The organism is Mesorhizobium sp. WSM3862, assembly GCF_002294985.1.
GTDB lineage: Bacteria > Pseudomonadota > Alphaproteobacteria > Rhizobiales > Rhizobiaceae > Mesorhizobium.
In genome coordinates this window covers 254,083-279,444 of sequence record NZ_NSGE01000003.1, presented here as the reverse complement: position 1 = coordinate 279,444, position 25,362 = coordinate 254,083, and the positions used below count along the sequence as shown (strand labels likewise).

Sequence of the window (25,362 nt, the reverse complement as noted above, 5' to 3'; positions counted from 1 at the left end):
CTCGAGGACGCAACCGCCACCGCAATACTCGAAGCTCTTCTTGCCGAAGACGCAATCACGTCTTAGGCGGTCCGCAGCGTCCCTTCAGAACGGCTATTTCGGTTTCGTGGTCGCCACCAGACATAGACGAGACCGGGACGCCGATAAGGAACACACCCAAAGCATCGCCGGTCGCGGCCTTGTTCTGCTGATTGGTCAGAACCGCCAGACGCTCTTTGTCCGCCTGAGTGCAAGGACCAGCATTCGGCACGCCTGCTATTTTGTCCGGTGGCGTGGCGCAGCCCGCAATGCAAGCGAAAGCAGCGACGGTCAAACCAAACCGCTTCATAGTCCCCCCAATATGTCCGACCCGCTGCCAACGTTGCTTAGCCTGGCGCGAATGGCAAGCCGTCAAAGCGGGATTCGACAACAAAATGCAAATGGAGCATTATGTCAGCCGGTGTCGGGGGATGCCTCAGTGGATTTGCGATCGTATTTTGCCGCAGCGAGTGTGGTGCTGTTGTCGGGCTGTGCTGCCGACCATTTGAACAATTACGATACGATGACGCTTGCGTCCGGCGACGCAAACAATACCAATTCGCTTCTGCAAACGGTCGATCCGTTCAATCCGAACAGCAACAACACGCATATTGAACGCGACGGGCAACGCAGCGTGGCTGTGATCCAACGCTATAGATCGCCTGCATCAGGCGGAGGCGGCTACACCGGCAATTGTCCGACCGACGAAAGCAGGGCGGCGGATGGATCGCGCTGCGGCGGCCGCTCGGCCGAGAGCCGCCCGGGCGGCGCGCCGTGATCGGCATAGACAGGTCCCGTTACGACAATCGCTCTGACCAGTGGCGAGGGCGCGCAGGTTCCAAGCGCTCACGATCCGGGCGATGGGCAAGCGTGCCGCTTCGTCTTGTGCTCGTGACGGTGGCTGCGTTTTCTGCCTTGGTCACGCAATTCGTCATGCACAACAGCGGATCGCTACCGGAAATCAACCTGCAGAACATCATCAAGCCGAGGCCGGCATCAATCGCCGGCGTTGCATCGGTGATCGATGGAGACACGGTCGAGATCCACGGTGAGCGTGTGCGCTTCAACGGCATCGATGCGCCGGAGAGCCGGCAATATTGCGATGATGCCAAAGGCTTCGAATATCCTTGCGGCCGCCGCGCGGCCGAGGCGCTGGACAAATTCCTTGCGGCCTCCAAGCCGGTGCAATGCTCGTTCGTCACATGGGACCGATATGGGCGCTTTGTCGGCAACTGCACACACGCCGACGGGGCCGACGTGGCCGCATGGATGGTCGAGCACGGGCAAGCGCTGGACTGGCCGAAATACAGCGGCGGCGCCTACGCGGCGCAACAGGCCAAGGCTCAGGCGGCGAAGCTCGGCTTATGGGTGGGCAACTTCGAAGCGCCTTGGGACTGGCGGGCACAGCACAGCGACGATGTGCAGGCGCCGGCGACGCCAACCTTCGCGCTCGGCAGCGGCAGCGCCGGCTGCAACATCAAGGGCAACATTTCGGCAGAAGGCGAGCGCATCTATCACGTGCCCGGCCAGAGATATTACAGCGTCACCACCATCAACCAGGCCAAAGGGGAAAGGTGGTTCTGCTCGGAAGGCGAAGCCGTTGCTGCAGGTTGGCGGCGGTCGAAGCGATAGCACCCTGCACCATACCCTGTTAGGAAAAGTCGGCTCTGCCCAACACTGAATGTTTGCTGCTCTTTCCTGCATCAAAGGGTACGTCGCCGCTTACTTTTTGACAGATGGAAAGATTTTGACTCCCAAAACGCCGGGATGAGAGTTCAGCATGTCAAAAATCGTTGCAAGGAGCGATTCCGATAGTTGGGCGCTGAATTTCACAAGAACCTCGTTGCCGAAAGTATAAACTGCCGCTTTCCGCTCATAGGTATTAACGACCTTCTCTATTGATCCAACGATGTTTTTCTTCGTGTCTTCGCTGTAATTTCTAGAGAGGTCCACAACGAGCGCGGTACCGGTGGGCGGGTACCGCCTTAGGAAATTCGACTCCACCGGAACTGTCGCCGTATCTTAGCATCGACAGCGTCGGGCTATTCTCCACGGCGGAAAGCCTTCTGAGTATTTCGCTCAGCTGCTGCTGCAATATGGCAGTTTCCGGCGCAGCGCTTTCGACCAATTTCACCACGCCGCGGGCTCGGATAACGGGATTATCTGGTTTGTAGTCAGGCTTGAGCACAGTCTCCAAAGTTCGACGTAGATCACTTCGCGCTATCCTCAAATCGTTCGGATCTGCATAGTCATAAGTGATTGCCCTAAACAGCTTCACATCGAATGGGATCGCGTCTCCCTTCTTAACCATGTGAACGATTGGCAACTCCTTCATGTGCCTTATGCCAATTTCATAGAAAACGTTTGGATTTAACTCGGTCATGTCTGCGATTACCAAATCATCGTCCAAAAGATGACTGATAATCTGCGCGTCAATCATTCCGGGCTGGTCGATCTTGTCGGCGCGCACAAGCTCGAACTGATCATGGAAATTTGCGTCAAGGACATGCTCGATTATCTCATGCAGCAACCAGTCGGCGTGCCGCCTGGTCGGACTTGCTTCCGGACCAATGGGGCACACGACAAAACAGGACTTTTTCACCGCTGGCGTGGTTGTCTTCGTATCTGGCATTTCACCCCGTCCCTACTCCACAAATGTGCTAAGCTCGCTCGTCGCCTTTCGAAATACAACTGGTGTGGAGTTCCGTACACAGCAAAGCGATACACGGCGAACTTGCGCCGGTCGAGCAAAGATGATCTTCTGCGATCCCGAGTCGGAGGGGTCCCTTGCTGAAAACGATGTTGTCAACGCCAGCCAGCGTATTTCGGTTGGTCTGTGTTGCTGTCGTGATTCTGTCGCTGCTAGCCGTACTGCCGTGGCCATACGGCTACTATCAATTGCTCCGCGTGATTGTATTCTTCGCTGCGGTCTACTGCGCGATGTACGTGAGATCGACTGGCGGGGACGGTAAGTCGCTGGTCTGGTCCCTGTTTGCCGCCGCGTTGATTTTCAATCCATTCTTGCCCATACATTTGCCGAGGGAAATCTGGGCAATATTTAATATCGCTGCTGCCGGCCTATTCGGGTTCGCTGCGTATCGGACAAATGGTAAGTAGGGGCAACTAATGGAAGCTGCGCAGGGTTCGAAAGGTTCGCTGCTGCTACAGACTGTCGTAGCAATGGTGCTGGCTTTAGTCGTCTATCTGATCGTGGCCACAATTGCTGGCATGATTATCTATTTCACCCAGACTCTGCTTACGGTTGTCCGTCCGGGCATTATCGAGTTTTTCGCAGTGACCATCGGATCGTTCGTCGGCATGATGGCAGCGAGACGTGCATGTGACACCGTGCTACGAAGTTATTCTGGCAAAGCGGTTTTTCTTATGTTCGCTCTACTTACTGCAGCGGCGTTGGCAACGGAAATTTTCCTAGTTCCAATGCAGCTCAACCAAATAAACAGCCTAGGCCAACTGGCATCAGGCATGTTCGCGGCGTTTATTTACTTTTGGAAGAATGAAGCGCTCTGAGCTCGGGAACAAGCGTGTTGCTTTCCCGAGGACGCGCTGCCGCCATTTCACCTCTGCAAATACCCCTGCGTCCATTCGCGATCGTTCATGCCCACCAGACGCTTTGATGATCGCTTCCTCGTCGGCGCGCTCTTTGGGTGGGTGTGGAAGAACACGGCGTCCGAATCGCGTGCCGGCTGCAGATGTGGATTCACCGGGTGATGGAGCGGCTGCCTGAGCTCGCCGCGCTTCTAAAGACCGATGTCGCCTGGCTGCCCGATGGCGTCGCCCCGGCCAACAGGCGAGGATCATGAACCGCGCCAGCTGGTCAATCGTAGTTCGGGAAAGCTCTGTCCCGTTCGAACGATCGTTTGGTTTCGGCATTCGTTCAAACCACCGTTGACAACCTATAGGTTCGGATGCCGTCTTTGGATTGCGAAGGTTGGACCTAGGAAACTCTATTTTGACCGCCAAGACGCTCGAAAAGATATTGGACTCTCCCGGCTGGAAGACGCTTTTTGGAGTAGTAGTTCCTATAGCCGCCGGTGTTCTCTCAGGCACATTTATAGCGGAAATCTTCTGCAGGAGACGTGCTCTGGTCATACGTTTATATCTCAAAGAGCTTCTGTGGTCTGGTGTTGTTGTCGGCAATTACGTTCCTCTATCATCGCGCTCTTTATATCCATGAGCGCAAAATTGAGGTGTTTTTGAGTAATGATTATTGTCGCGCGTATATGAGGAGTAAGTGTCTCCCTGAGGCTGCCGACAGATACAGGGAGCTCATTCGTAGCGGGAACGTAGGCGAGCTGACGAGCGCTATGGAAGAATTCGAGAGGATCATGAAGTGAGGTTTGTCGTAACCCCCGAGTTTACCACCAAACTTACCCAAGTTTCCCCTAGCGGGCTTCGGGAACTAGGAGCTGTAATCGAGCTCATCGAGACGAGGGAAAAATCGGACATTCTTGTTGGATCTGATGGCGTCAGGGTCCGCACCCTAAGCGAGCGATTTATAACCTTCGAGGTGGGCGAGTACACCGTTTTCACGAGTCTGGAAAGCGACCAGCAGGGGGAATACCTTCTCCTGCTTGACCTTTCGTCCGAGGAATCCGAGGCAGGCCAAGCGACCGGCTTTCCCACCGCCAATGATCCAAGACGAAACATGATGCTCGACCCCAATAAGAACGTGTCGATCGATCCCCGCCGGAACATGCTGGTCGATCCAAACCGGAACATGATGATCGACCCCAATCGGAATATGATGATCGATCCAAACCGAAACATGATGATCGATCCAAACCGGAACATGATGATCGACCCCAACCGGAACATGATGATCGATCCAAACCGGAATATGTCGATCGATCCTCGTAGAAACATGATGATCGATCCGCGACGCAATCGGTATTATGGCGGCCCGTTCGTGTATGACACGAAGCTAAATCAAGAGGGATTTCTTGTTCGCGCCAATGATGAAGTGTCTCTGATTTTTGATATGTCGGGAAAGTTTGCAAAATTCATCGTCAAGAATGGCAGCGATGGAGCAAACGTTTTCGATACAAAGCGAAAATGGGTAGAATTCCTCATCAAGCCAGAAGCAGAGCTTTTCCTGAGATTCGGCCTTAACCGGAGGTGGCTGGGGATCGTGGTATGAGCCCAGTTGGCAGTGTTATCTCGCGTTATACTTTCCCACCACCCGATGACAGATCGGCCAGTCGACCCGGCTCTCTGTAAACGTCTTTGCCGGGCGGTACTGCTCCAGTGTCCACTCCCGATCGTTCATGCCGACCAGGCGCTTGATGATCGCTTCCTCGTCGCCACGTTCCTTGGGCGGGGTATGGAAGAACACGGCGTCCGAATCCCGCGCCGGCTGCAGATGCGGGTTCACCAGCGCGGTGTCGCCCGGCCAATAGGCGGGGATCATGGATTCGCCCCGCACCAGAATGCCGTAGCCGCCGCGCACATTCTGCAGCACCGCCGGTCGTTTAACCCAGTCGATCGCCTCGAAGGTGACGATCATGTGGCCTTCACCGCCCATGGCGGCGGCGTAGATCGGCAGGTCGCGGCCGCCGACCAGCTCGTGGCCGGGAATGATCGGCGTGCGCGAGGCTTTCGGCTTCGGCTCGCGCACGATCGGCACCGGTGCGGCGCCTGAAGCGTCGAGCAGCCAGGCGACATCGGTCTTGAGCAGCGCGGCGAGCTCGGGCAGGCGCTCCATCGAGGGGCGGGTGGTGTCCGCCTCCCATTGGGTGACGGAGACACGCTTGATGCCGAAGTGATCGGCGACGTCGTTCTGCGTCAGGCCTGCAGCCTCGCGGGCCTGGCGCAGGCGCTGTCCGAGTGTCGTCGAGTCGGTGCGTATGGTCGCGATCATGCCGCAGCATAGTAATTATTGCTTACTTTTTTGCAAGCGATTGCCTGTTGACAGAGTAGGTAGGTAATACCTACCATCCGCCCATGATCGAAATCGTCAGAATCGCAGCCGCCAAGGTTGGCGGATTGGGCGCGCTCGCGTCGCATCTCGGCATCCGCCACCAGGCTTTCTACTCATGGAAGCGGGTGCCTGCCGAACGCGTGCTCGACATCGAGCGCGCCACCGGCATCTCGCGCCATGCGCAGCGCCCGGACCTCTTCGGTCCCGATATTCTTGCCGGTCGCGTATCCTCCCAAGCCGTGACCGGCAGCGGCGAGGAGGCGCCGCGATGAGCCGCGCCTCCTCGATCAAAGTGCCGGAAAACGGCCGAGAAGGCCAGAAAACATCGGTCGATTTCACGCTCTTTGCGCTCTTCCTCGAAGCCCGGCGCATCCATCGCGGCAAGTCGCCGACGCGGGTTGCACGGGAGGCTGAGGTCGAGGTCGACGCGGTCTTTCGCGCCGCGCGTGGCCGCGATCCGGGCGCTGACGAGTTCCTGGCGCTCTGCGCGTGGATAGGCGAGGAGCCGGCGCTGTTTGTCAAAAAGGAGGCCAGGCATGGTCAGGCTCGCTGCCTATGATTATCGCGAGCTCGGCAAGCTCTTGCGGGCGAAGCTCGAGGAAGACGGCCGCGGCTGGCGGGCATGCGCCGGCGACATCGGGGTAAGCGCTTCCGACCTTTCCCGCATCTGCAACGGCCAGGGCGTCTCGGCGCCCAAGGTCATCGCGGTCTGCGATTGGCTGAGGCTTTCCTTCCGCGCCTTCTACCTGCCGCCCCTGCGCGATGCCGGCGCGATGTTTCACGGGAAGAGCACTGAAACAGGGAGCACCTGCGATGCTGGATAGACCTGCAAAAGCGATCTTCGGAACGCCCGGCAGCATCGACGCGGCGACGCTGTTCAAGCTGCCTGTGCCGATGCAGGCCGAAGGCGTGCGGCTGCTGTTCGAAATGGGCCAGACCGCCGAGCAGGTGCGCGCGCGCCTGGGGCTATCCGCCCGGCAGGTGCGGGCGCTGGTCGCAGCCGAAGGTCACTTCTCGCGCGGCGGCGAGGGCATCGGAAATGAGTGCGAATGAACCAGCGCGAACAGATCATAGGCGCTTGCCGTCTGATCCTTGGTGATTGCGCTGAGGCGTTACCACGCCTGCGGAGCGTTCACGCCGTCATTACCGACCCGCCTTGCGAGAAGGAGGCCCACGCCCCCGTCCGCCGAACGCAAAGAAGCATTCGCGATAACGTTCCTGCACAGTTGAACTTCGCACCAATTACAGAACAGGTTCGCCGCTACGTCCCAAATTGGGCTGCCAGCAACTGCAGCGGATGGATGCTCGCTTTCTGCCAAGTGGAGGCTGTCGCTTCTTGGCGAGATGCCATGGAAGTGGCGGGCCTGAAATACAAAAGAGGCATGGCCTGGGTGAAGCCCGACTCCTCGCCCCAATTCAACGGACAGATGCCGGCTCAAGGCTACGAGTGCATCGCTGCAGCCTGGTGTGGAACCGGTCGAAGCAATTGGAATGGCGGAGGTCGCAGGGGTGTATTCACCCATCTGACCAATCAGCCCGACCGTGATGGGCGCCACCCAACCGAGAAGCCCGTCCCCTTGATGCGCGAACTGCTTAGTTTGTTCACGAGTTCGGGTGAGACGGTGCTCGACCCATTCATGGGCAGCGGAAGCACAGGAGTCGCTTGCGCGAAGCTTGGCCGCCCCTTCATCGGCATCGAAATTGATGCCGGTTATTTCGAGATCGCCTGCGAGCGGATCCGAAAGGCCTGTGCGCAGCCAGACATGTTTGTCGAAGCACCAGCTGAGCCGAAACAGGACTCGCTGTTTTGAGCGCGCAGTCTGGCAGCTCCGTCATTGAACAGTTCGTCGAAGACGCCCGCGCCGTCTCGATCGAGGACGCTGCCAAACGGCTCGGCCTGAAATTCACCGGCCGCCGGCACGAGCACCCGCAGCCATGCCCGCACTGCGGCGGAACGGACACCTTTGCGTTCAACACCGCCAAGAACAAATGGAACTGCCGGTCTGGCAGCGCCGGCGGCAATGACGGCATCGGCATGGCTGCCCACTGCGAAGGCCTCGACCTGCATCGTCGCTCGGCGTTGCTGGAGGCGTGCTCCATTGTGCTCCAGCAGCCGATTCCCTGCGAGGCGGGCCAGGAAGAGGCCGAAGCCATCGCTCGCCGCAGCCGCCTTGAAGAGCGCCGGCGGCTGAATGAAACATGGGCGGCTGAACGCGCCACACGGCAGATCGGCTATCGTGAGCGCGAACGGCAAAATGCCCGGTCTATTTACGGGGCCGCCGCATCCGTCGGCCGATTCGGGCGGCTGGTCATCGACTATCTCGAGGCACGCGGCTGCGGGCGCATTGGCGCCTCGCAATGGCTGCGCTGCGCTTCGGAACTGGCCTACTGGCACGGCAACGATCAGCACGGTCGGCCGACCGAGCTCCACACTGGGCCGGCAATGGTCGCGCCCTTCATCAATGCCGACCTGAATGCGATCGGCTGCCACATCACCTGGATCGATCTCGGCTGCTCGCCGAAGTGCCGGCCGCTGCTCACCGATCCGGCGACGGGCGAGGCCCTGCCGACCAAGAAAATGCGGGGCTCGAAGAAGGGAGGGCTGATCCCGCTTTTCGGCGATCCTTCCGCCGCACGCTGGGTCGGCGGCGAGGGTATCGAGAACGGGGCGGCCTTTGCGTGTTGGGAGAGCTGGCGCGAGGACACGTTCTATTTCGCCGCCGGCGATCTCGGCAATCTTGCCGGCCCGGCCGATTCCGCCTCGCGGTTCGCCCATCCGGAATTGAAGAAGCCGGATTCGAAAGGCGTGCCGCGACCGGTGATGATTGCCGGCCCGATTCCTCGACCTGGTCAGGACCCCGAGGACGCCATGTGGATGGGCGAACAGGTCACCGAGCTCGTGCTGCTCGCCGATGGCGACTCCGAGCGCGTTATGACCGCGGCGGCGATGGCGCGCGCCCGTGCCCGGCATGCGCGGCCGGGAAGGGCAATCCCCATCGTCTGGCCGCGGCCTGGCTGCGACTTCGCCTCCATGGCTGCCGAAGCCGCGAGGGTGGCGTGAGCAGCAAGAAGCCCGCCATGCCGGACCAGGTGGCCGCCGTGCTCGAGGAAGCCCAGCGCCAGGCCGCCGCCTATGCCAAAGAGCCCCGATCCCCCTTTCCCGGCGCGAGTGAACCTCGGCGGCGGCCGCCCGAACAGCCCGACGAGCAGTCGGTGCTGAGCGACTGCGCCTCGGAACCGGAAACGGATATCGGCAATGGGCGCCGTTTTCTGATCCGCCACGGCTCGCGCGTGCTGCATGTGGCGCGCGTTGGCTGGCATGGCTTCGATGGCATGCGGTGGAAAGAGGACGAAGATGGCTCGGTGGTCCGGCCGCTGGCCCAGAAAACCGCCGAGTTGATCTCGGCCGAGGCCGCGCTGCTGAGCGCGACCGAGGATGAGGAAAGGGCCCTGGAGGCCGGCCGGAACGCCCGCCTGGAGCGCAAGCGCTTAGGCGCGCCGAGGAAGGACTGGGACGCTGAGAAGCTCGGCCGGCTCATGGAGCTGGAAGAGATCATCGACGCTGCCGATGAGGCGCGGAAGAGCGCCAATGCGAGGAAATCGTCGCGGCATCGTCATGCGAAAAGCTCGGCCGGTTCCTCCAAGCTGGACAACATGATGAAGGAGGCGCTGCCGCATGTTGCCAGGATGGTGGGCGACCTCAACAGGGACGTCTACGCTTTCAACTGCCGCTCAGGCACGCTGCGCTTCGTGCGGATGGAGCACGAGGAATCCGACCCGCAGGATCCTGTCTATGAGTGGCAACCGCGCCTCGACCTTCACAACCCGGTCGACCTGATCTCGAAGAGTGGCGAGGCCAAGTATCGACCGGAAGCTGCGGCTCCGGTCTTCGACGCCTTCCTGAAGGAGGTGCAGCCGGATTCCGAGATCAGGGGCTTCCTGCAACGCTTTGCAGGTTATTGCCTTCTCGGCCTCACCGTCGAGCAATGCCTGGTGTTCTTCTACGGCGCCGGTTCGAACGGCAAGTCGACCTTCGTCGACTTGCTCTGCTCGATTTTCGGCGATTTCGCCGTGACGCTGTCGATCGACAGTTTCGCCGGCGACACCAGGCGAGGGGGCAACGAGGCCACGCCGGACCTCGCGCGCCTGCCGGGGGCACGGCTGGTGGCCGCATCGGAACCCGAAATGGGCGTGAAGCTCAAGGACGCGCTGATCAAGACGCTGACCGGCGGCGAGAAGATCGCGGTGCGGCGGCTGCACCAGGATTTCTTCGAGGTGGTGCCGCAGTTCAAGATCCTGCTTTCGGGCAACCACAAGCCGCGCATCGACGACACCTCCGACGGGATCTGGCGCCGCGTCTACCTCGTGCCGTGGGAAGTCCAGATCTCGAAGGAGAGGATCGATCGTGATTTGCCCAAGAAGCTGCGCGCCGAAGCCGACGGCGTCTTCGCCTGGCTGGTGCGGGGAACGCTCGACTATTTGAACTATGGGTTGCGACCGCCGGAAAGCGTGCTTGCCGCGACCCGCGAATATCGGGAAGAGAGCGATCCGATCGGTGCTTTCCTGCGGAACGCCTGCATCGTGACGGGCAAGGAAGAGGACGAGACCTCGCCGGGTGACCTGCATCTCGGCTATGCCAATTGGGCAGCTCGCGAGGGTGCGGCCGAGTTCAAGTCGTCGACCTTCTCGCGCAAGCTCCCCGATTACACGCGGCTGACATGGCGATCGCCTGAAGGCGCGATGAAGCGCTTCTGGAAGGCGAAAAGCGGCACCACAATTTACCGGGGCATCAGGGTCAAGGACGAGTTCGTGCGGCCGCCAGGGCGCGATCCCGGCGCTTCGCCGGAGGCATGCGGCTTTGAGGGCTGACCCTTTCCCCTTTTGGGCGCCAAGGCCGCGAGGGACGGTAGATTGCGAGTTGGGGAAGGGAGCCGGACGCAAAGGGTTTGGGAAAGCAGCAGGTTAGGACGCGAGGGACGCTAGGGACGATTGTGTCGGTTTGCGCGTGCGCGCGATGAGGTCACCTCGAAAGAAATCACCGGATGGCGAGGTGTCCTCATATATGGCGCGAGATTCATCGTCCCTTGCGCCCCTTCCTTCCCGGCGCCCCGCCCATCCTGCTGATTTTGCTAGGCTCTGCATTTTGTCAGCTTGGGACGAAGAGCGGCGAGTTGGGTTGATAAGAGTGAGATAGGGACGAAGGAGAAAGTTCGGATGAAGACGGTGAACATAGAAGAGCTGTTGACCTGGGCTTTCGTCCATGAGCTGCCGAAGGGCGGTGGCGTGGAAGGTCTGGAAAATCCGCATTCGGCCTGGCGCGTGCTGCAGGCTTCCTCATGGGGCAAGATCACCAGCTTTGGCGAGTTCGGCGCGCTGATAGACGGCGGCCGCAAGGACTACGAGAATTTCTGGATCGAGCAGGGCGAGCCGCACGAGGATGCGGTGACGGTCGGCCGGGCGGTGGCCGCGCTGGCCGCTTGCGAGGTCATCATCCCGCAGGGCTGGAATGGCTTGGCCGATTGGCCGGATACGCACGGTTTGGCCGAGCTGTACGTTGCGCGGGCGGTTGAGCGCTATAGCGCCCGTTCGCACGCGCAACGCGGCGAAGGCATTGTTAGCCTGGTCGTCGGAACCGCGATCCTCGGGCGGGAGCCGGACTGGACCGCGGAGCCTGCCAGGGTTCGGCTGGCGGAGCGCGGCGGCAAGCCGGCCTGGTTCGTCATGAAGCGCGTCATCGACAATAACGGCCAGGCCTACGATATCGAGGTGCATGGCTATGACGAGCGCCTCAAGCGGCCGACGAAGGGCGCTTACCGAAAGTACGAGTTCGCGACCGATCCGAGCGGCGACATCATGGGACGCCTCGACTACCAGATCTGGGTCGCGGCGTTGCGCTGGCTCGAGGCCGAGCTCGGGCCGCAGCTGATCGCGCATCGGCTGGTGTCTTCCGACCGCTCGATGACGCCCTGGCTTGAAGAGGACAGGCCGGGCGTATGGCTCGCAGGGAGCACGGCTAACCAGCGCGCGAAAAAAATTGCCTCCGTCCGTTGACGGGCGGCAGAAACTTGACATAGACCTGATCACGGTAAGAAAGAACTCGCCCCGGCGCTCCTCGCGACCGGGGCTTTTCATTTTCGGAGTGCGAGTGTGGACGGCCTGCTGACAATCAGGTGGGCCGATCTCTCCGGGCTCAGGCGGCTCGACAACGCCCTGGGCTGCTTGAGCGAGATGCAGCGCAGTTTTGTGCTGGCGCGAGCCATCAATCATGTCGGCGATCGGTTGCGCACCAAGCTGACGCGGACGCTCGCGAATCAGACGGGCCTGCCGTACCGGACGATCCGTAGGGCGATCAAGGTCGAGCGGGCCAACTATGGCGAGCTCGCCTATGCCATGCGCACGCAGGGCGGCGACATCTCGCTCAAATACTTCAAGCCGCGCGAGACGCGGGCTGGCGTGACCGCTTCGCCTTTCGGCACGCGGCGGCTGTTTGCCGGAAATTTCACCAAGGCAGGCCGGTTCCCAAATCGCGTCAAAGTCAAGGGCTTGGGCGGCCACGTCTACGCGCCGGACCGCTCCTCGAGGAGGTGGGGCCGGCCCGTCTCATTCGTGGATTCAGGGGTCATCATCCCGGCCGAGATGGTGAAGGGCAACACGGCGCAAGAGTTCACAGCCTTCGCCAACCGAGAGCTGCCGCCGAGGGTCATGAATGAGATCAGCTTCATGCTCCCCGGCTTCTTCGACTGACCTGGCAAGGCAGCCGCGCCGCCGCCCAAGGTTATAGGGACCGTATCCCACTCCTCGACCTCGGACGGGCAGACCGGCCCCTGGATTTTCTCCAGTCGGACCATCGAAAAAGTTGGGTTGTCAGGGTTGTCAGCGGCTCGAAGGGAAGTTGTCTGGATGGCGTCTGAAGAAAACGTGATGGCGACGCCGGCCGACGTTGCGGCGCGCGATGGCGTCACGAAGCAGGCCGTGACCAAACTTGTGCGGCGACTGGTCGACGTGCATGACCTTCCGGTCGAGCGCGACGCTCGCGACCGGATCATCCGGTTCTCGCTGGCGCACTACGATCACTACCGCGGCGAGTTCGCCAGCTCCGAGAAGATTGCGGCCGCCGCTCGCAAGGACGCGCCGTCGGCGCCGTCGGCCAACTCCAGCACGTCGCGCGACGAAGCGCTTCGGCAGGAAGCCTGGCTCAAAGTCGGACGCGAGAAGCTGCGTCGGCAGGAGCATATCGGCCAGTTGGTTCGTGCCGACCGGATGCGTGAAGCCCTGACCGTCTGCGGCCGGGAGATCCAATCGAGCATCGCCCGCCTGCAGAACAAGGCCGACGACATGGCTTTGGCAGTTTCCAGAGAAGGCGCTCATGGGCTGCGCGTGCTGTTGCGCAGCATCGCTTTCGAGCTGAACACCGAGATTGCCGATCGGCTTGGCGCCATCGTCGAGAAAGCCGCCGAGCATGACGACGTGCTCGAGGACGAAGAGTTGTGAGCATCCATGTCGGGCCTGGCCATCCGGGGGCGCTCCGCCTAGCCGGCGTAGCACTGGCGGAGGCGATCAGGCCGCGCCCGCCGGCGCGCTTTCGTGACTGGCTGCCCGACAACATCGTGCTGGTCGACGGGCCTAAGAAGGGTGAACTCTGGGCGCTCGAAGACGCGCCATATCTGGGCGAGATCGCCGACTGCCTGTCGCTCGAGCATCCCTGCAATCTGGTGACGGTGCGCAAATCGCAACAGACGGGCGTCTCGATCCTCGCCCTTGCCTGGTCGCTCTACATCGCCGACACGGCGCCGGACAACACCATCTACGGCCTGCCGTCGATCGACTTCCTGCAGGACATGAACAGCCAGAAGCTGCAGCCGCTTATCGAGGCCTGGCAGGCGAAGACTGGCAAGCAGGTCATCTTTCCGGCCGTAAGCCGGTCCGGCTCGGGCTCGACCATCTACGAGAAGCGCTTCGCCGGCGGATCACTGATGCTGGCCAACGCCAACGTGGCGACGGACCTCTCGGGCAAAACGACGCGCTACGGCGTCAAGGACGAGGTCTCCAAGTGGCAGACCCATGTCAGCGGCGACGATCCGGAAACGCTCTTCTTCGGTCGCTTCACCGCCTTCCGACGCACGAAGGCTTTCAAGATCTTCGAGCTGTCGACGCCGGAGATCGACACCGGCGACGACCTGGGCGACCTGCCGGGGCATTGCCGGATCGACCGCTCCTTCAAGCGCTCCGACCAGCGTTTCTGGAACATTGCCTGCGTTGAATGTGGCGGAGAGTTCGTTCAAAGCCACGAGGGCTTCCATCTCGATCGACTGCATCCGCACAAGAGCTTCTATGTCTGCCCGCATTGCGGGCACATCATCAGCGAAACCGAGCGGGTCATCGGCGTCCGCAATGGGCGCTACATCGCCACCCTGACCGGTCCTGACCGGCACCCCGGCTTCCACGTCGATGCCTTCATCTCGCTGATGATGAGCTACGAAGCGATCGCCGAGGACATACTTAACCACTCCAAGGCCGGCGGTCTCGGCGACAAGGGTATTTTCAATCTGGTGTACGGCCTTCCCGCAAAGGTGAAGGGCAACGCGCCGGAATACGAGCGGCTGATGGAGCGCCGTGAACCCTTCGCGCAAATGAAGATCCCTGCCGATGGGCTCATTCTCGTCGCCGGCGCCGACGTGCAGCACAATGGCATCTGGACCGTCGTCGTCGCCTTTGGCGAAGACCGGCAGTGCTGGGTGCTGGGGGTCCGCTTCTTCGAGGGTGCGACGGACAACGCCGGCGAAGGCGCCTGGACGAAGCTCGGTGAGTTCTTCGCCAGGCCGCTCCATGACGCTTTCGGCGGCTGGCGCCGGATCGAGGCACTGGCCGTGGACGGCGGCGACGGCGGCCGCACCAACCAGGTCCTGGAATGGTGCCGGCGGCGCCCCAATGCCTATGCCGTCAAGGGCGTCGGCGGACGCGGTGTGCCGGCAATCAGCGTCCCGGCAAAGAAGTCGGTCACCAAGCGCGGCAAGCGCAAGCGTTTCGGCAGCGCCATGCTGTGGCCGGTCGGCACATGGGGCCTCAAGTCGGAACTGTTCGCCAATCTGCACAAGCCCGGCCTGCGTTCCGGCGAGCCGGCCGATCCGCCGGGCTACGTGCATTTCGGCGACTTCCTGCCGAAGGAATATTTCCTGCAGCTCACGGCGGAGGCCTTCGTCGCCGAGGTGGTGCGCGGCAAGTTCCATGAGGAATGGAAACGCCTGCGGCCGGACAATCACTGCCTCGACGCGCAGGTCTACGCCATGGCGATGGCGGAAATGCTCGGGCTGTCGACCAACAGGGCGGACGACTGGGCGGCGCTGCGCGAGCGGCTGAGACCGGCTTCGGAGCCGGATCTGCTTCACGGCCTGCGCCATGCCCCGAAGCCTGAGACCACGGACCCGACGGAATCGACGACGGACGAGGCCTCGCAAGCCCGTCGCGAGAAATGGAAAAGGCGCGCATGAAGTTGCTGGAGCGGCTATTCGGCAGGGGAGGCCCGTCCGCTCCGCGCCCGCCTGCAAATGCCGGGTATCTGCGCGACAGCCGTTCGCGGATCCTGTCGACGCGCGGCACCGCGCTGCGCGACCACCGCGACGAGGTCCGCACCGCCTGGCGCCGCGCGGCCGGCCTTGCCATGGACATCATCCAGAATTCCGGCCGTCTGAGAGGCGCGGTCGACCAGGTCATCGCCGACACCGTCGGAGTCGAGCTCATCCTCAATCCGATGCCGGATTTGTCCAAGCTGGGTTACGACAGGAAGGAGACGGACGATTTCATCAAGCTGTTGAAGGCCGAGTGGAAGCGCTGGGCGTGGAACGCGCGCGAATGCGACCTCAAGGGCAAATTCATCGTGCCGCAAAAGGTCGACATCGCGCTCCGCCACGACGTCGTCTTTGGCGAGGCGCTGATGCTGATGGACTATATGTCCGCCGGCGACCGCCGCCGTTATGGCATCACGTCGGGCACCAAGATGTGCCTGACGACCCCCGCCGCTTTGGTGCAGGACACCAGTGAGTTTGAGGGGCTGTATCAGGGCGTTATCCACGATCCGAACGGCCGCCCTGTCGCCTACCGTCTCGCCGAGATAGAAACCGGCATCGTCGTCAAGCGCGACCATCGGGCCTTTGACGCGCAAGGGCGCCAGATGGTCGCTCATGTGTTCGACCCGGTGGACGGCAACGACGTGCGCGGCATTTCTCGGCTCGTCGCAGCCTTTCGGGAATACCTGCAATGGGAGACGCTGGTCGACGTGACGATCCAGACCGGTATCCTGCAGACCGTCTTTGCCCAGGTGCTGACCAGCGAAAAGCCTTCGGCAGAGGCCTTCGAGGCTCTTGAGGCGCTCGGCGAGAGCCAGGACGGCAAGGAGCTGCGCGCCCAGTTCCGCGACTATTTCCTTGCCGTCATGGACAAGGCGGCCGAAAGCGAAATCTCGGTCGGCAGCGATCCGAAAATCTCGCATCTGGCGCCCGGAGAGAAACTGGACCTGATGTCGACGGGCATTCCGGGGCCGCAATTCCTGCCCGTGTCCAACGAGCTGCAGCGCGGCATGGCGCGCGCGATCGGCATCAGCGTTGCCAGCTACACGATGAACTATGAGGGCGCGACCTATTCCTCGACCAGAATGGAAGGGGCGTCCCTGCACCCGGTTGTCACCCGCCGCCGCGATCGCATCGCTTCGCCGATTTGCCAGATCGGCTTCGAGCATCTGGTGGACGAGCTGATCGGCACCGGCCGGCTGCCGTTCAAGGGTGGCTACGAGGCTTTCTCCGCAAACCGGGACAGGGTGCTTTGGGCAATGTGGCAAGGCCCGGCCAAGGCCACTGCCGACGACCAGAAGAGCGCCAAGGCGGCGAGCGAACGGTTGCTCAACGGGACGTCGACGCTTGACATGGAATGCGCGGAGATCGGGGCCGACGCGGAGGAGGTCTTCGAGCGCCGGCTCTACTGGCACAAGCGCTATGTCGAGGCGGGCATGCCGTCGCCGTTCGGTCAGGGGCCGGGCGACGCGAAGGACGACGTCATCCAGGACGAGAAGGCATCGAAGAAAAAGGTAGATGCCTAATGCCGGCTCTCGTCACCATCAACGGCGTTGCCGTCGACCAGGATGACCCCTGCGCGCTCTATCAGGCGCTCTATGCGGTCAAGCTGCGCGCGCTCGCCGGCGAGCATGTCGAGGAACTTTCCATCCAGTCCCCGGTGACCCGGGAGCAGCTTCGTTTTTTCGGCGCCGACATCAAGGCGCTCGACGCCGAACTGATGCGCCTTGCGGCCGCCTGCTCGGCAAAGAACGGAAAGCGTTCGCGCTACGCCAAGACGATGCGGTTCATCCGCTAGGAGCTTCCATGACATCGCTGATCCATATCGCCGACCGGGTGCTGAACCGGCCGCTGCTGATCACGCGTGACAAGGCCGAGGTGGTGCTTTCCGTCCTTGCCGGCAGGCTCGGCGTCAATGCGCCCGAGAGTTCGCGATTCGAGGGGGGATCGGTCGTCGAGGACGAGAACGGCGCCCGCCGCGCCGTGCCTTATCGCGTCACCGGCGACGGGGTTGGCATCATCACGGTCACCGGCTCCCTGGTCAACCGCGGCGCCTGGGTCGGTGCCAGCTCCGGTCTGACCTCCTACGAAGGGATCGGCTTCCAGCTGAAGTCGGCAGCTGCCGACCCGGCTGTCAGGTCTGTCATTCTTGACATGCATTCGCCAGGCGGCGAAGCCGTGGGCGCCTTCGAAACCGCGGCCCTCGTGCGCGATCTTGCCGCAAGGAAGCGGACCGTCGCGGTCGTCAACGGCATGGCGGCTTCGGCCATGTACGCCATCGCGTCCGGCGCGAACGAGATCGTCACCACGGAAACCGGCATAGCGGGCTCGATCGGCGTCGTTCTTCTGCACGCCGACTTCAGCCGGCAGCTGGACCGCGACGGCATCACGCCGACTCTCATCCACGCCGGCGCCCACAAGGTCGACGCCAACCCTTTCGAGCCGCTTTCCGACGCCGTCCGCGAGGACCTGCAGGCCGAAGTTGACGCCTTCTACGGCGCCTTCCTCGGCACGGTAGCCAAAGGCCGGGGCTCCAGGCTCACCGCAGCCGCCGCGCGCAAGACGGAAGCACGCACTTTCATTGGCAAGGCTGCGGTCGACGCCGGCATCGCCGACCGGGTCGGTTCGTTCGAAAGCGTACTTGCCGAACTTTCCCGCGCCTCCACGCCGAACGGCGGGCGCTCAACCCCGCAGAAAGGGAGCACATCCATGAGCGAGAACCCCGGCGCGCCCGCAGCCATTGGAGTTGCCGGCATTCCGAAAGCCGATCACGACGCGGCCGTCGCGGCTGCCGAGACCAAAGGCCATGCCACCGGCGTGGCGCATGAGAACAAGCGCCTGACGACCGCCCTTGGCGCCGAGGGCGTCAAGGGAGACGGCGGTCGCATGGCGGCGGCGCTCGACCTGGCGACCAAGTCGCCTGCCATGACGGGTGAAGATGTCGCCGCGTTCGTCGTCGGCAACGTCGCGGCGTTCAAGCCGGCCGGCGCGGACGCCGAGGTCTATGAGAAATCGCGCCTTGCCGCGGCCGGCTTGGCACAGCCCGGCGCTGGGAAGTCCGCGGCGGCATCGCAGGAAGCGGCCAACCGGATCCTGGCCAATTACCGCGCCTCGACGGGGGCACCCGCCAGGCAGGGCTGATGCCTCGCACCATCCAACCGCAACTCATCACCTGAAAGGGTCGATCATGACCAGCATTCCCTTTGCGCAGCCGGGCATGGCGGCACGTGACGTATCCGATACGTTCACCTCCGCCGAAATCTTCAATTCGGCCATACCGCACCCTGTCACCGAGGACTTTCGGGTGGCAGGGGATTTAGCGCTGCCGGCTTTCTCGGTTGTCGGCCTCGCGGCCACGGACACCCTGGCCATGGCGACTTTTGCCCATGCGCCCGGCAACAAGGCGACCGGCCGGCTGGTGTTCTCCGGTGCCGGGGCTGTCGACGACACCATCACCCTCGGCGCGACGGTCTATACCTTGAAGGCTGCGCCGACGACTGTCGCCGGTCAGATCAAGATCGGTGCGACGGCGGCGGAGACCGCCAGCAATTTGATCGCGGCGATCAACGGCGGAGCTGGTGCCGGCACCGCATACGGCTCGCTCACCACGCCCCATCCCGATGTCAGCGCTCAATCCGATGCCGCCGGCATCGTCGGTATCGTCGCCAAGGCCGCAGGAGCGCCCGGCAACGCGATAGCAACCATCGAGACGGGCGCGGCCATCGCATTTTCGAACACCACCCTCGTCGGCGGGGCGGATCAGATCGGTGTGGCGCCGCTCGGCATCACGACTGCCCCGGTGGTCGACACCGATGCCGCGCAGCGCGTCGCGATCTACCGGGCCGGCAATTTCAATCCGGATGCGCTCAATTGGGATGTCTCGTTCAACACGGATGACAAGCGCGAGGCGGCTTTCCGGAGCGCGCCGGCGCCCACCAACATCCTCATCCGCAAGCGGCTCTGAGCGCAGGGCGCAAACCCTCAACGCAATCGCGGCCCCGGCCGCATCTTTCACAAGGGCCACGACCATGGCGGATTTCGACAACTACGAACTTTGGGATACGCACACCCTGCTCGGTGTGTTCCGCGAACTCGACATCGTGCCGAGCTACTGGCTCGATCTTCTCTTCGCCCACCAGATGTCATCGACCGACGAATATATCGACCTGGAGAAAATTCCGCGTTCGGGTCGCAAGCTCGCGCCCTTTGTCGCCCCGATGGCGCAAGGCCGGGCGATCTACGAGGAAGGCGCGCGCGTCGAGCGCTTCAAGCCGGGTTATGTCAAGGCCAGCGATCCTGTCTCGCCGCTGCGGGCTCTGACTCGCCGCCCGGGCACCTTGCTCGGTCCCAATGCGCAGAGCCCAGCGGCCCGCTACGATGCGGTCAAGGCCGACATCCTGCAGTTCCATCGCGTCGCGGTCGAAAGGCTCTGGGAATGGATGGCTGCCAAGGCCGTTATCGATGGCAAGGTCGTCATCGAAGGCAAAGACATGCCGCAGCGGCTGGTCGACTTCGGTCGAGCCGCCGGACACACTGTGGTGCTCGGCGCCGGCGCGCGCTGGGGCGATTCCGGCGTGTCCATCCTGGACGATATCCAGGGCTGGGCCGACATGATGCATTCGGCCGAATTCGGCGGCGCGCCGAACCGCATCACCGTCGGCACGGATGCCTGGGGTGTCATGCGGCGCGACAGCGAGATCCTCGCCGAGATGGACTTGACCCGGCGCGGCAATGCCGACCTGACGATCAAGACGGGGCTCATGACCACCGGCGAGGTCCGCTATGGCGGCACGCTCGGTGGCGGCATCGAAGTCTGGGTCTATAAGGACTACTACACCGTCAACGGCTCGGTCACTCCGTTCATGTCGCCCAAGGATGTCGTGCTGACCGGTCCGAACGTGCAGGGCTATCGCTGCTTCGGCACGATCGTCGACGTGCATGCGCAGTTCGAGGCGCTGGCGATCTTCCCGCGCAACTACATTCCCGAAGGCGATGTGGCGATCGAGCAGATCCTCACCCAGTCGGCGCCGCTGATGGTGCCCGTCAATCCGAACGCGACGCTGAAGGCGACCGTCCTCGGCTGATTGCTCCGGTCCGGCATCGTTTCTCGGCAATTCAACACAATTGGAGAAAAGCATCATGGTCAAAGCCGTTGCTTTGAGCACCGTTCACCTGTGCAAGTCGCCAGGCGAGAAGAGCCCGGAAGGCAAGACAATCAAGCGCGCCGAAATCGAGGTGAAGGCGCCTGGATCAATCATCGACGTCGACAAGAAGCAGCTCGACGATCTTGTCGCTAAGGGTGCCGCGCGCCCAGCCAGCAAGGTTGACCTCGTGAAGGCGGACGAGGCCAGCCAGATGGACCTCGGCCAGGCCTGAGGTCTCACCTTTTCGGAGCCTTTCATGGATATTCGTGCAGCCCGATCGCGCCTTGTCCATGAGACGCGCTCCCGCATGGGCGACCTGATCACCATCCGCGCCAAGCAGCGTGGCGAGATGTCGGTGGCCGACGATCCGTCGCGCCCGGCCATGGTCGGCCTGAAAGGCCGGTTCGACATCGACCCGGACCTTGAATTCCTCGGCGGCCGCGATCGAGGCATGGCGCCGACCCGCTACGCCGGCCGCTTGTGCACCGTTTCGATCCCGCGCGCCGACATGCCCTGGCTGCCGAAGGCCGGCGATCAGTGCGAGGTCACCAGCCGCCCGGCCGAGCCGATCTATTCGATCGAGCGCGTCGTCGATGACCTGCCCGAGGTCATCGTGTTCTATCTGTCGAACCTGAAGGCGGCGTCGTGATCTCCGCCGAAGGCAGCAAGGGCGACCGCCCGTCGGGCACGTTTGGCCGGCCGTCCGCAGCGGCCGGCAAAGCCGCGGCACGCGAAGGAAAGAACGGATGAGCCTGGTTAATGCCATGCTGCGCATGCTGGCCGTCCAGGCGCTGCGCGGCAACACCATTGCCGCCGACGGCGTTACCGATTCCTCGATCGAGGCGCTGTCTTCGATCATGAGCGACCGGCAGGCGCCGGTCATCCTGGTGCGCATCGACGAAACCAAGTATGCCGCCCAGAACGAAGGCTTCTTCGTGACCTCCGGCACCGTGACCTTCGCGCTCGACCTCATCGTCGCCAGCAGCGTCACCTATCAGACGACCGACGGCCAGGCGGTCAACCAGATCGAGATCGCGCCGACCGATGCCGGTCTTGAATTCTCGCTCGACATGCTCGACCGGCAGTGGCGGCGCGTGCTGTCCGATCCCAACAATGCCTTCGCGGAATGCTTTCGCTCGCTTGTCGCCGCGATCGGGCCGGTGAAGGCCGCTCGCGGCGTCGATCCGGAGGGCGGCCGCAAGCACGCCATCCGCATGGTCGAGATTGAGATCGAGCCGGTCTGCGATCCCGCTCCGGGCGCCGAGCTGCCTCCCGTCATTGACGCGGCACTGACCAAACTGGCGACGGTCGCGGACTACCAGTCTGCGGTCGTCATCATGCGCGGCGAGTTCGCCAAGGGCGTCGACCTGATGAGTTGGCAGAAGATCCAGTCGACCCTGATGACGACGGCCGCGGTGCCGGCCATGCTGGGCGTCGCGCCGCCCGATGCCGGCGAAGTCGTCGGGTTCGACCAGGTCGGCACCGTCATCAACGGCGAGCAGACCGAACTGACGGACGATATCCTGCCGGATCCCGATCTCGGCGGGTCCGCCTGATGCATGACACGGAACTGGTGAAGGTCATCCTCGGCCTGCAAGCCGATATCGCCGCGCTGAAGCGCATGGTGGCCGGCAATCTGCGGTTCGGCACCGTCAAGAAGGTCGACCATGATGCCAAGCGCGTGCAGCTATTGCTGTCCGAGGCCAATGGCCGCGAGTTCCTGTCGCCCTGGCGGCCGTGGGGTGAGATCGCCGGCGACGAAAAGTCCTGGCGGCCGCCGACGCAAGGCCAGCAGATGATGCTGGTCGCGCCGCATGGCGACATGCGCCAGGCCGTAGCGCTGCCGATGACCTTTTCGGACCAGAACGCCGCGCCGTCTTCCGATCCCGGCACGCGGATCCTGTCGAAATTCGGCGGCGCCGCGATGTTGTTCGATGGCGGCGGCGACCGCGCCGAACTGTCGGCGCCGCGCGTCGACCTGGGCGGCGCAGAAGGCAGGAAGGTCGCTCGCATAGGCGATAAGGTTCACGTCAGTTCGGGGTCCTCGACCGGCCTTTGGCCGATCGTCGAGGGCTCCTCGAAAGTATTCGCCGCCGACTAGGAGGCCTCCATGAAACTCGTTGTCACCAAGCGCGCGCCGCACCTTGGCGTGGCCGGCACCGTCGTCGAAATGACGCCGTCGCAGGCGGCCTATGAGCGGCTGCGCGGCCATGTCGTCGAGCCCGTCGAGCCGGCGCAGCCGAAGGCTGATGGATCGGCCGACGCTCCGGCGAAGGGCAGACGCGGGAAGCGCAAGTGACGCAATTCGGCATGGACCGCTCGACCGGGCTGCGGCAGAGCGGCTGGGACAACGTCATCCAGGCGATCGAGATCCTGCTGACGACACGCTATTTCGAGCGCGTCTTGCGTGAATATGTCGGCAGTCCGGTCCCGGCGCTGCTCGGCGAGCTCGCCAACGTCCAGACCGTCATCCGCTTCCAGTGGTCGGTCGCGGCCGTGATCCTGCTTTTCGAGCCGCGCCTCACGCCGACGCGCATCTCGCCGCTGACACTCGACCGCGCCGGCGCTTCCGCCTGGGTCATCGAAGGCATCTACCGGCCGCGCGCCCATCTCGGCGACTTCACGCCGGCCGGCACCGTCTCGCTGCGCCTCGGTCAGGCCGGCGGCCAACTGATCGTCACGGGGTAGGTAATGCTCGATCTGTCCACGCTCGAGGGCCTGCCCGATCCGCAGGCGATCAGCGTCACGTCCGAGGCTGCCGCGCTTGCCGCCATCAAGGCGGTCTTTGTCGACCTGGCGACCAGCTACGGGCTCGACGTCTCCGGCATCATCGACCTCGAGGGCGAGCCGGGCAACATCCAGCTGCAGGTCGGCGCCTTCCGCGAGGTCTTGTGGCGGGCGGCCATCAACGACGCCGTCAAGGCCAACCTCCTGGCCTTCGCCGCCGGCGCGGACCTCGACCATCTCGCCGCTTTCTACGACGTGGTGCGGCTCGACGGCGAGACCGATGCCCGGTTTCGCGCCCGCACCGTCGCCGCGATCTCCGGCCGCTCCACGGCCGGGTCGGAGGACTGGTACAAGAGTGCGGCGTTCCGGGCGAGCATCCGCGTCAAGGATGTCGCCGTCTATCGCGTCGGTACCGGCCCGGACATTCGCATTGCCGTGCTTGCGACCGACAATTTCGGCGAGCCGGACGCCGCTCTGCTCGCCGCGGTCGACGCCGAGGTGCAGAAGAACAGCGTGCGGGTGATTTCCGACCGCATCACCGTCGTGTCCGCCACAAGCGCAACGGTGAACGTCGCCGCCGATATCTGGCTTCTGCCGACGACGCCGATGACCGTCTTCGAAAGCCTCGAGGCGCTGTTGCGTCAGTCGTTGGCCGACGAGGGCGGGCTCGGTTTCAACCTGACGCGCTCCTGGCTGGTTTCCAAGCTCCAGGTGCCGGGCGTCCAGAAAGTGTCGCTGACCGCTCCGGTGACCGACACGGCCGTGGATGACGGCGCCGCGGTGAAGCTTGGCACGGTGACGCTCACCTTCAACGGCCGCGACCGGTGAGCGAACGGCAGAACCTGCTGCCGCAGAACGCGACGGCCTTCGAGCGCGCGCTCTCGGAATCGCTCGACCGGCTGCCGGAGCTTGAGCCTGGTTTCGACGAGCTGCGCGGCTTCAAATTCGCGCCGGTGCAGCCCTCGATCCTGCCCTGGCTCGTCGTCGAATACGGGCTTGGCGCGATCTCGCAATACCTGCCCGACCTCGCCTCGGTCATCGAATACGGCCTGCGCTGGCAGCGGGTGAAGGGCACGCCGCAGGGTGTCGCCGAAAGCCTGACATGGGTCGGCTACGCCTTCTCGACGTTCTACGAGGCGCCGGTGCGCCGCACCCGCTGGCACCTCTACGAGCTCGAGCTCGACCGTTTCCGCGACGACGAGAACGATCTCGGCACGATCGAGGCCGTGGTGCGCCTGTCGGACCCGGTCCGCTCCGAGTTCTACCGCGCCTGGAACGGCTACAATGTGCGCGAGCACGATTGGGCCTATACCAGGTGGGGCGACGGCATCTGGGGCGACAATTCCGGCGTCTTCCTCCGCGCCGGCGGCGTCAAATGGTCCTTCGGCCGCACCTTCGATGCCGGCCAGCACGATCTGACGGAAGCCGAGCTGAGCGCGCTTGCCGCCTGGATCGAGCGGGTCGAGGGCGGGTCGATCGGCTGGGGACCGTTCCCCTGGAACACGCCCGGCCTGAAATGGGTCTCGGACGCGGCTCTGTCGCGGGCGCAGATCATCGGCACCGCGCTGCTCGCCAAGCCGTGCTGGATCGGCGTCTATCGTGAGGACGGCTCGCCGATCGGCTTCCGCAAGGCGCGCGTCTACCGGCCGGTCAACGCTTCCTTCGGCGGCTACTACCAGGCCGCCGGGCAAAGCTGGGTCGCGGCAAGCGGTGCCGGCCCGAACCTTTATGTCGAAGCCATGATGGATTTCGGCGAAGGCGAGGGCGAGACCATCCATTCCTGGAGCGTCACGCTCGGCGGCGCGCCCGTCGGCGTACACCCGGCCGGCATCCGCTGGCTGCCCGGCGCGGGCATCGCCGGCGGCGCCGTTGTCGGCGGCTTCGATATCTCGCCGGCACTTCTCGGCAAAACCTCGCGCGAACGCTTTCGCGCGCTCTTGAAGATCGCCTGACGCACGCCCGCGCGCGGCAC

General features: G+C 63.2%; 30 protein-coding genes. 28 read left to right on the top strand and 2 right to left on the bottom strand.

Features of this window, described 5'->3' with window-relative positions:
• Positions 1–40: 40 nt before the first annotated feature.
• Both CK224_RS31920 and CK224_RS09845 read left to right on the top strand, forming a co-directional pair.
• Positions 41–796, top strand: a complete 756-nt coding sequence (locus CK224_RS31920) for a hypothetical protein (protein WP_245425861.1) — start codon at positions 41–43, stop codon at positions 794–796.
• Positions 797–888: 92 nt separating this feature from the next.
• Positions 889–1,650 carry a thermonuclease family protein gene (locus tag CK224_RS09845; RefSeq protein ID WP_245425859.1) on the top strand — a complete coding sequence of 254 codons (762 nt, stop codon included), beginning with the start codon at positions 889–891 and terminating at the stop codon, positions 1,648–1,650.
• Between the two features lie 307 nt (positions 1,651–1,957).
• Here CK224_RS09845 and CK224_RS09840 read toward each other — a convergent pair whose 3' ends face one another.
• Positions 1,958–2,650 carry a hypothetical protein gene (locus CK224_RS09840; RefSeq protein ID WP_141245802.1) on the bottom strand — a complete coding sequence of 231 codons (693 nt, stop codon included), beginning with the start codon at positions 2,648–2,650 and terminating at the stop codon, positions 1,958–1,960.
• Between the two features lie 494 nt (positions 2,651–3,144).
• Here CK224_RS09840 and CK224_RS09830 point away from each other — a divergent pair, with 494 nt between their 5' ends.
• A complete protein-coding gene (locus CK224_RS09830) occupies positions 3,145–3,546 on the top strand; it encodes a hypothetical protein (RefSeq protein ID WP_095781628.1) in 402 nt (133 codons plus the stop codon).
• Between the two features lie 823 nt (positions 3,547–4,369).
• Positions 4,370–5,176, top strand: coding sequence for a hypothetical protein (locus CK224_RS09820; protein ID WP_095781626.1), 807 nt, complete (start codon positions 4,370–4,372; stop codon positions 5,174–5,176).
• Between the two features lie 15 nt (positions 5,177–5,191).
• Here CK224_RS09820 and CK224_RS09815 read toward each other — a convergent pair whose 3' ends face one another.
• On the bottom strand, positions 5,192–5,896 hold the full coding sequence (locus tag CK224_RS09815; protein ID WP_095781625.1) for a helix-turn-helix domain-containing protein: 705 nt from the start codon (positions 5,894–5,896) through the stop codon (positions 5,192–5,194).
• Between the two features lie 83 nt (positions 5,897–5,979).
• Here CK224_RS09815 and CK224_RS09810 point away from each other — a divergent pair, with 83 nt between their 5' ends.
• The 24 genes from CK224_RS09810 (at position 5,980) to CK224_RS09700 (ending at position 25,342) form a co-directional block, all read left to right on the top strand.
• A complete protein-coding gene (locus tag CK224_RS09810; RefSeq protein ID WP_095781624.1) occupies positions 5,980–6,228 on the top strand; it encodes a Cro/CI family transcriptional regulator in 249 nt (82 codons plus the stop codon).
• A complete protein-coding gene (locus CK224_RS09805; protein WP_095781623.1) occupies positions 6,225–6,515 on the top strand; it encodes a hypothetical protein in 291 nt (96 codons plus the stop codon). The genes CK224_RS09810 and CK224_RS09805 overlap by 4 nt, the downstream gene beginning before the upstream one ends.
• A complete protein-coding gene (locus CK224_RS09800) occupies positions 6,493–6,780 on the top strand; it encodes a hypothetical protein (RefSeq protein WP_095781622.1) in 288 nt (95 codons plus the stop codon). The genes CK224_RS09805 and CK224_RS09800 overlap by 23 nt, the downstream gene beginning before the upstream one ends.
• A complete protein-coding gene (locus CK224_RS09795; protein ID WP_095781621.1) occupies positions 6,770–7,009 on the top strand; it encodes a hypothetical protein in 240 nt (79 codons plus the stop codon). The genes CK224_RS09800 and CK224_RS09795 overlap by 11 nt, the downstream gene beginning before the upstream one ends.
• Positions 7,006–7,767, top strand: a complete 762-nt coding sequence (locus CK224_RS09790; protein WP_210199653.1) for a DNA methyltransferase — start codon at positions 7,006–7,008, stop codon at positions 7,765–7,767. Before CK224_RS09795 ends, CK224_RS09790 begins: the two co-directional genes overlap by 4 nt.
• Entirely contained in the window at positions 7,764–9,017 is a 1,254-nt protein-coding gene (locus CK224_RS09785) for a P4 alpha zinc-binding domain-containing protein (protein WP_095781620.1), read from the top strand. Before CK224_RS09790 ends, CK224_RS09785 begins: the two co-directional genes overlap by 4 nt.
• Positions 9,014–10,825: a phage/plasmid primase, P4 family gene (locus CK224_RS09780; RefSeq protein WP_245425857.1), complete on the top strand. Its 1,812-nt coding sequence runs from the start codon at positions 9,014–9,016 to the stop codon at positions 10,823–10,825. The genes CK224_RS09785 and CK224_RS09780 overlap by 4 nt, the downstream gene beginning before the upstream one ends.
• Positions 10,826–11,170: 345 nt before the next feature.
• The gene (locus tag CK224_RS09775; RefSeq protein WP_095781619.1) at positions 11,171–12,007 is read left to right on the top strand and encodes a hypothetical protein; all 837 of its coding nucleotides are present in this window, start codon (positions 11,171–11,173) and stop codon (positions 12,005–12,007) included.
• A 96-nt stretch (positions 12,008–12,103) separates the two neighbouring features.
• Complete coding sequence (locus tag CK224_RS09770) at positions 12,104–12,700, top strand: phage tail protein (RefSeq protein WP_095781618.1); 597 nt, start codon at positions 12,104–12,106, stop codon at positions 12,698–12,700.
• Between the two features lie 156 nt (positions 12,701–12,856).
• Positions 12,857–13,447, top strand: a complete 591-nt coding sequence (locus CK224_RS09765) for a hypothetical protein (protein WP_141245801.1) — start codon at positions 12,857–12,859, stop codon at positions 13,445–13,447.
• Positions 13,444–15,444: a terminase gpA endonuclease subunit gene (locus CK224_RS09760; protein ID WP_245425855.1), complete on the top strand. Its 2,001-nt coding sequence runs from the start codon at positions 13,444–13,446 to the stop codon at positions 15,442–15,444. Before CK224_RS09765 ends, CK224_RS09760 begins: the two co-directional genes overlap by 4 nt.
• On the top strand, positions 15,441–17,045 hold the full coding sequence (locus CK224_RS09755; protein WP_210199652.1) for a phage portal protein: 1,605 nt from the start codon (positions 15,441–15,443) through the stop codon (positions 17,043–17,045). Before CK224_RS09760 ends, CK224_RS09755 begins: the two co-directional genes overlap by 4 nt.
• Entirely contained in the window at positions 17,045–17,317 is a 273-nt protein-coding gene (locus CK224_RS09750; protein ID WP_095781615.1) for a hypothetical protein, read from the top strand. The genes CK224_RS09755 and CK224_RS09750 overlap by 1 nt, the downstream gene beginning before the upstream one ends.
• Positions 17,318–17,325: 8 nt before the next feature.
• Positions 17,326–18,660 carry a S49 family peptidase gene (locus CK224_RS09745; RefSeq protein ID WP_095781614.1) on the top strand — a complete coding sequence of 445 codons (1,335 nt, stop codon included), beginning with the start codon at positions 17,326–17,328 and terminating at the stop codon, positions 18,658–18,660.
• A gap of 46 nt (positions 18,661–18,706) precedes the next feature.
• Positions 18,707–19,483 (top strand): hypothetical protein, encoded by a 777-nt coding sequence (locus CK224_RS31240; RefSeq protein ID WP_176477898.1) that lies wholly within the window; start codon positions 18,707–18,709, stop codon positions 19,481–19,483.
• Between the two features lie 64 nt (positions 19,484–19,547).
• The gene (locus tag CK224_RS09740) at positions 19,548–20,603 is read left to right on the top strand and encodes a major capsid protein (RefSeq protein WP_176477897.1); all 1,056 of its coding nucleotides are present in this window, start codon (positions 19,548–19,550) and stop codon (positions 20,601–20,603) included.
• Between the two features lie 55 nt (positions 20,604–20,658).
• Positions 20,659–20,895 carry a hypothetical protein gene (locus CK224_RS09735; RefSeq protein WP_095781612.1) on the top strand — a complete coding sequence of 79 codons (237 nt, stop codon included), beginning with the start codon at positions 20,659–20,661 and terminating at the stop codon, positions 20,893–20,895.
• A 24-nt stretch (positions 20,896–20,919) separates the two neighbouring features.
• A complete protein-coding gene (locus tag CK224_RS09730; protein ID WP_141245800.1) occupies positions 20,920–21,312 on the top strand; it encodes a hypothetical protein in 393 nt (130 codons plus the stop codon).
• Between the two features lie 97 nt (positions 21,313–21,409).
• A complete protein-coding gene (locus CK224_RS09725; RefSeq protein ID WP_095781610.1) occupies positions 21,410–22,219 on the top strand; it encodes a hypothetical protein in 810 nt (269 codons plus the stop codon).
• A complete protein-coding gene (locus CK224_RS09720; protein ID WP_095781609.1) occupies positions 22,219–22,764 on the top strand; it encodes a phage baseplate assembly protein V in 546 nt (181 codons plus the stop codon). Before CK224_RS09725 ends, CK224_RS09720 begins: the two co-directional genes overlap by 1 nt.
• A 9-nt stretch (positions 22,765–22,773) precedes the next feature.
• Complete coding sequence (locus tag CK224_RS09715; protein ID WP_095781608.1) at positions 22,774–22,962, top strand: hypothetical protein; 189 nt, start codon at positions 22,774–22,776, stop codon at positions 22,960–22,962.
• A complete protein-coding gene (locus tag CK224_RS09710) occupies positions 22,959–23,351 on the top strand; it encodes a GPW/gp25 family protein (protein ID WP_095781607.1) in 393 nt (130 codons plus the stop codon). The genes CK224_RS09715 and CK224_RS09710 overlap by 4 nt, the downstream gene beginning before the upstream one ends.
• Before the next feature lie 3 nt (positions 23,352–23,354).
• Positions 23,355–24,218 carry a baseplate J/gp47 family protein gene (locus tag CK224_RS09705; RefSeq protein WP_095781606.1) on the top strand — a complete coding sequence of 288 codons (864 nt, stop codon included), beginning with the start codon at positions 23,355–23,357 and terminating at the stop codon, positions 24,216–24,218.
• Positions 24,215–25,342 (top strand): phage tail protein, encoded by a 1,128-nt coding sequence (locus CK224_RS09700; protein WP_095781605.1) that lies wholly within the window; start codon positions 24,215–24,217, stop codon positions 25,340–25,342. The genes CK224_RS09705 and CK224_RS09700 overlap by 4 nt, the downstream gene beginning before the upstream one ends.
• Positions 25,343–25,362 lie beyond the last annotated feature (20 nt).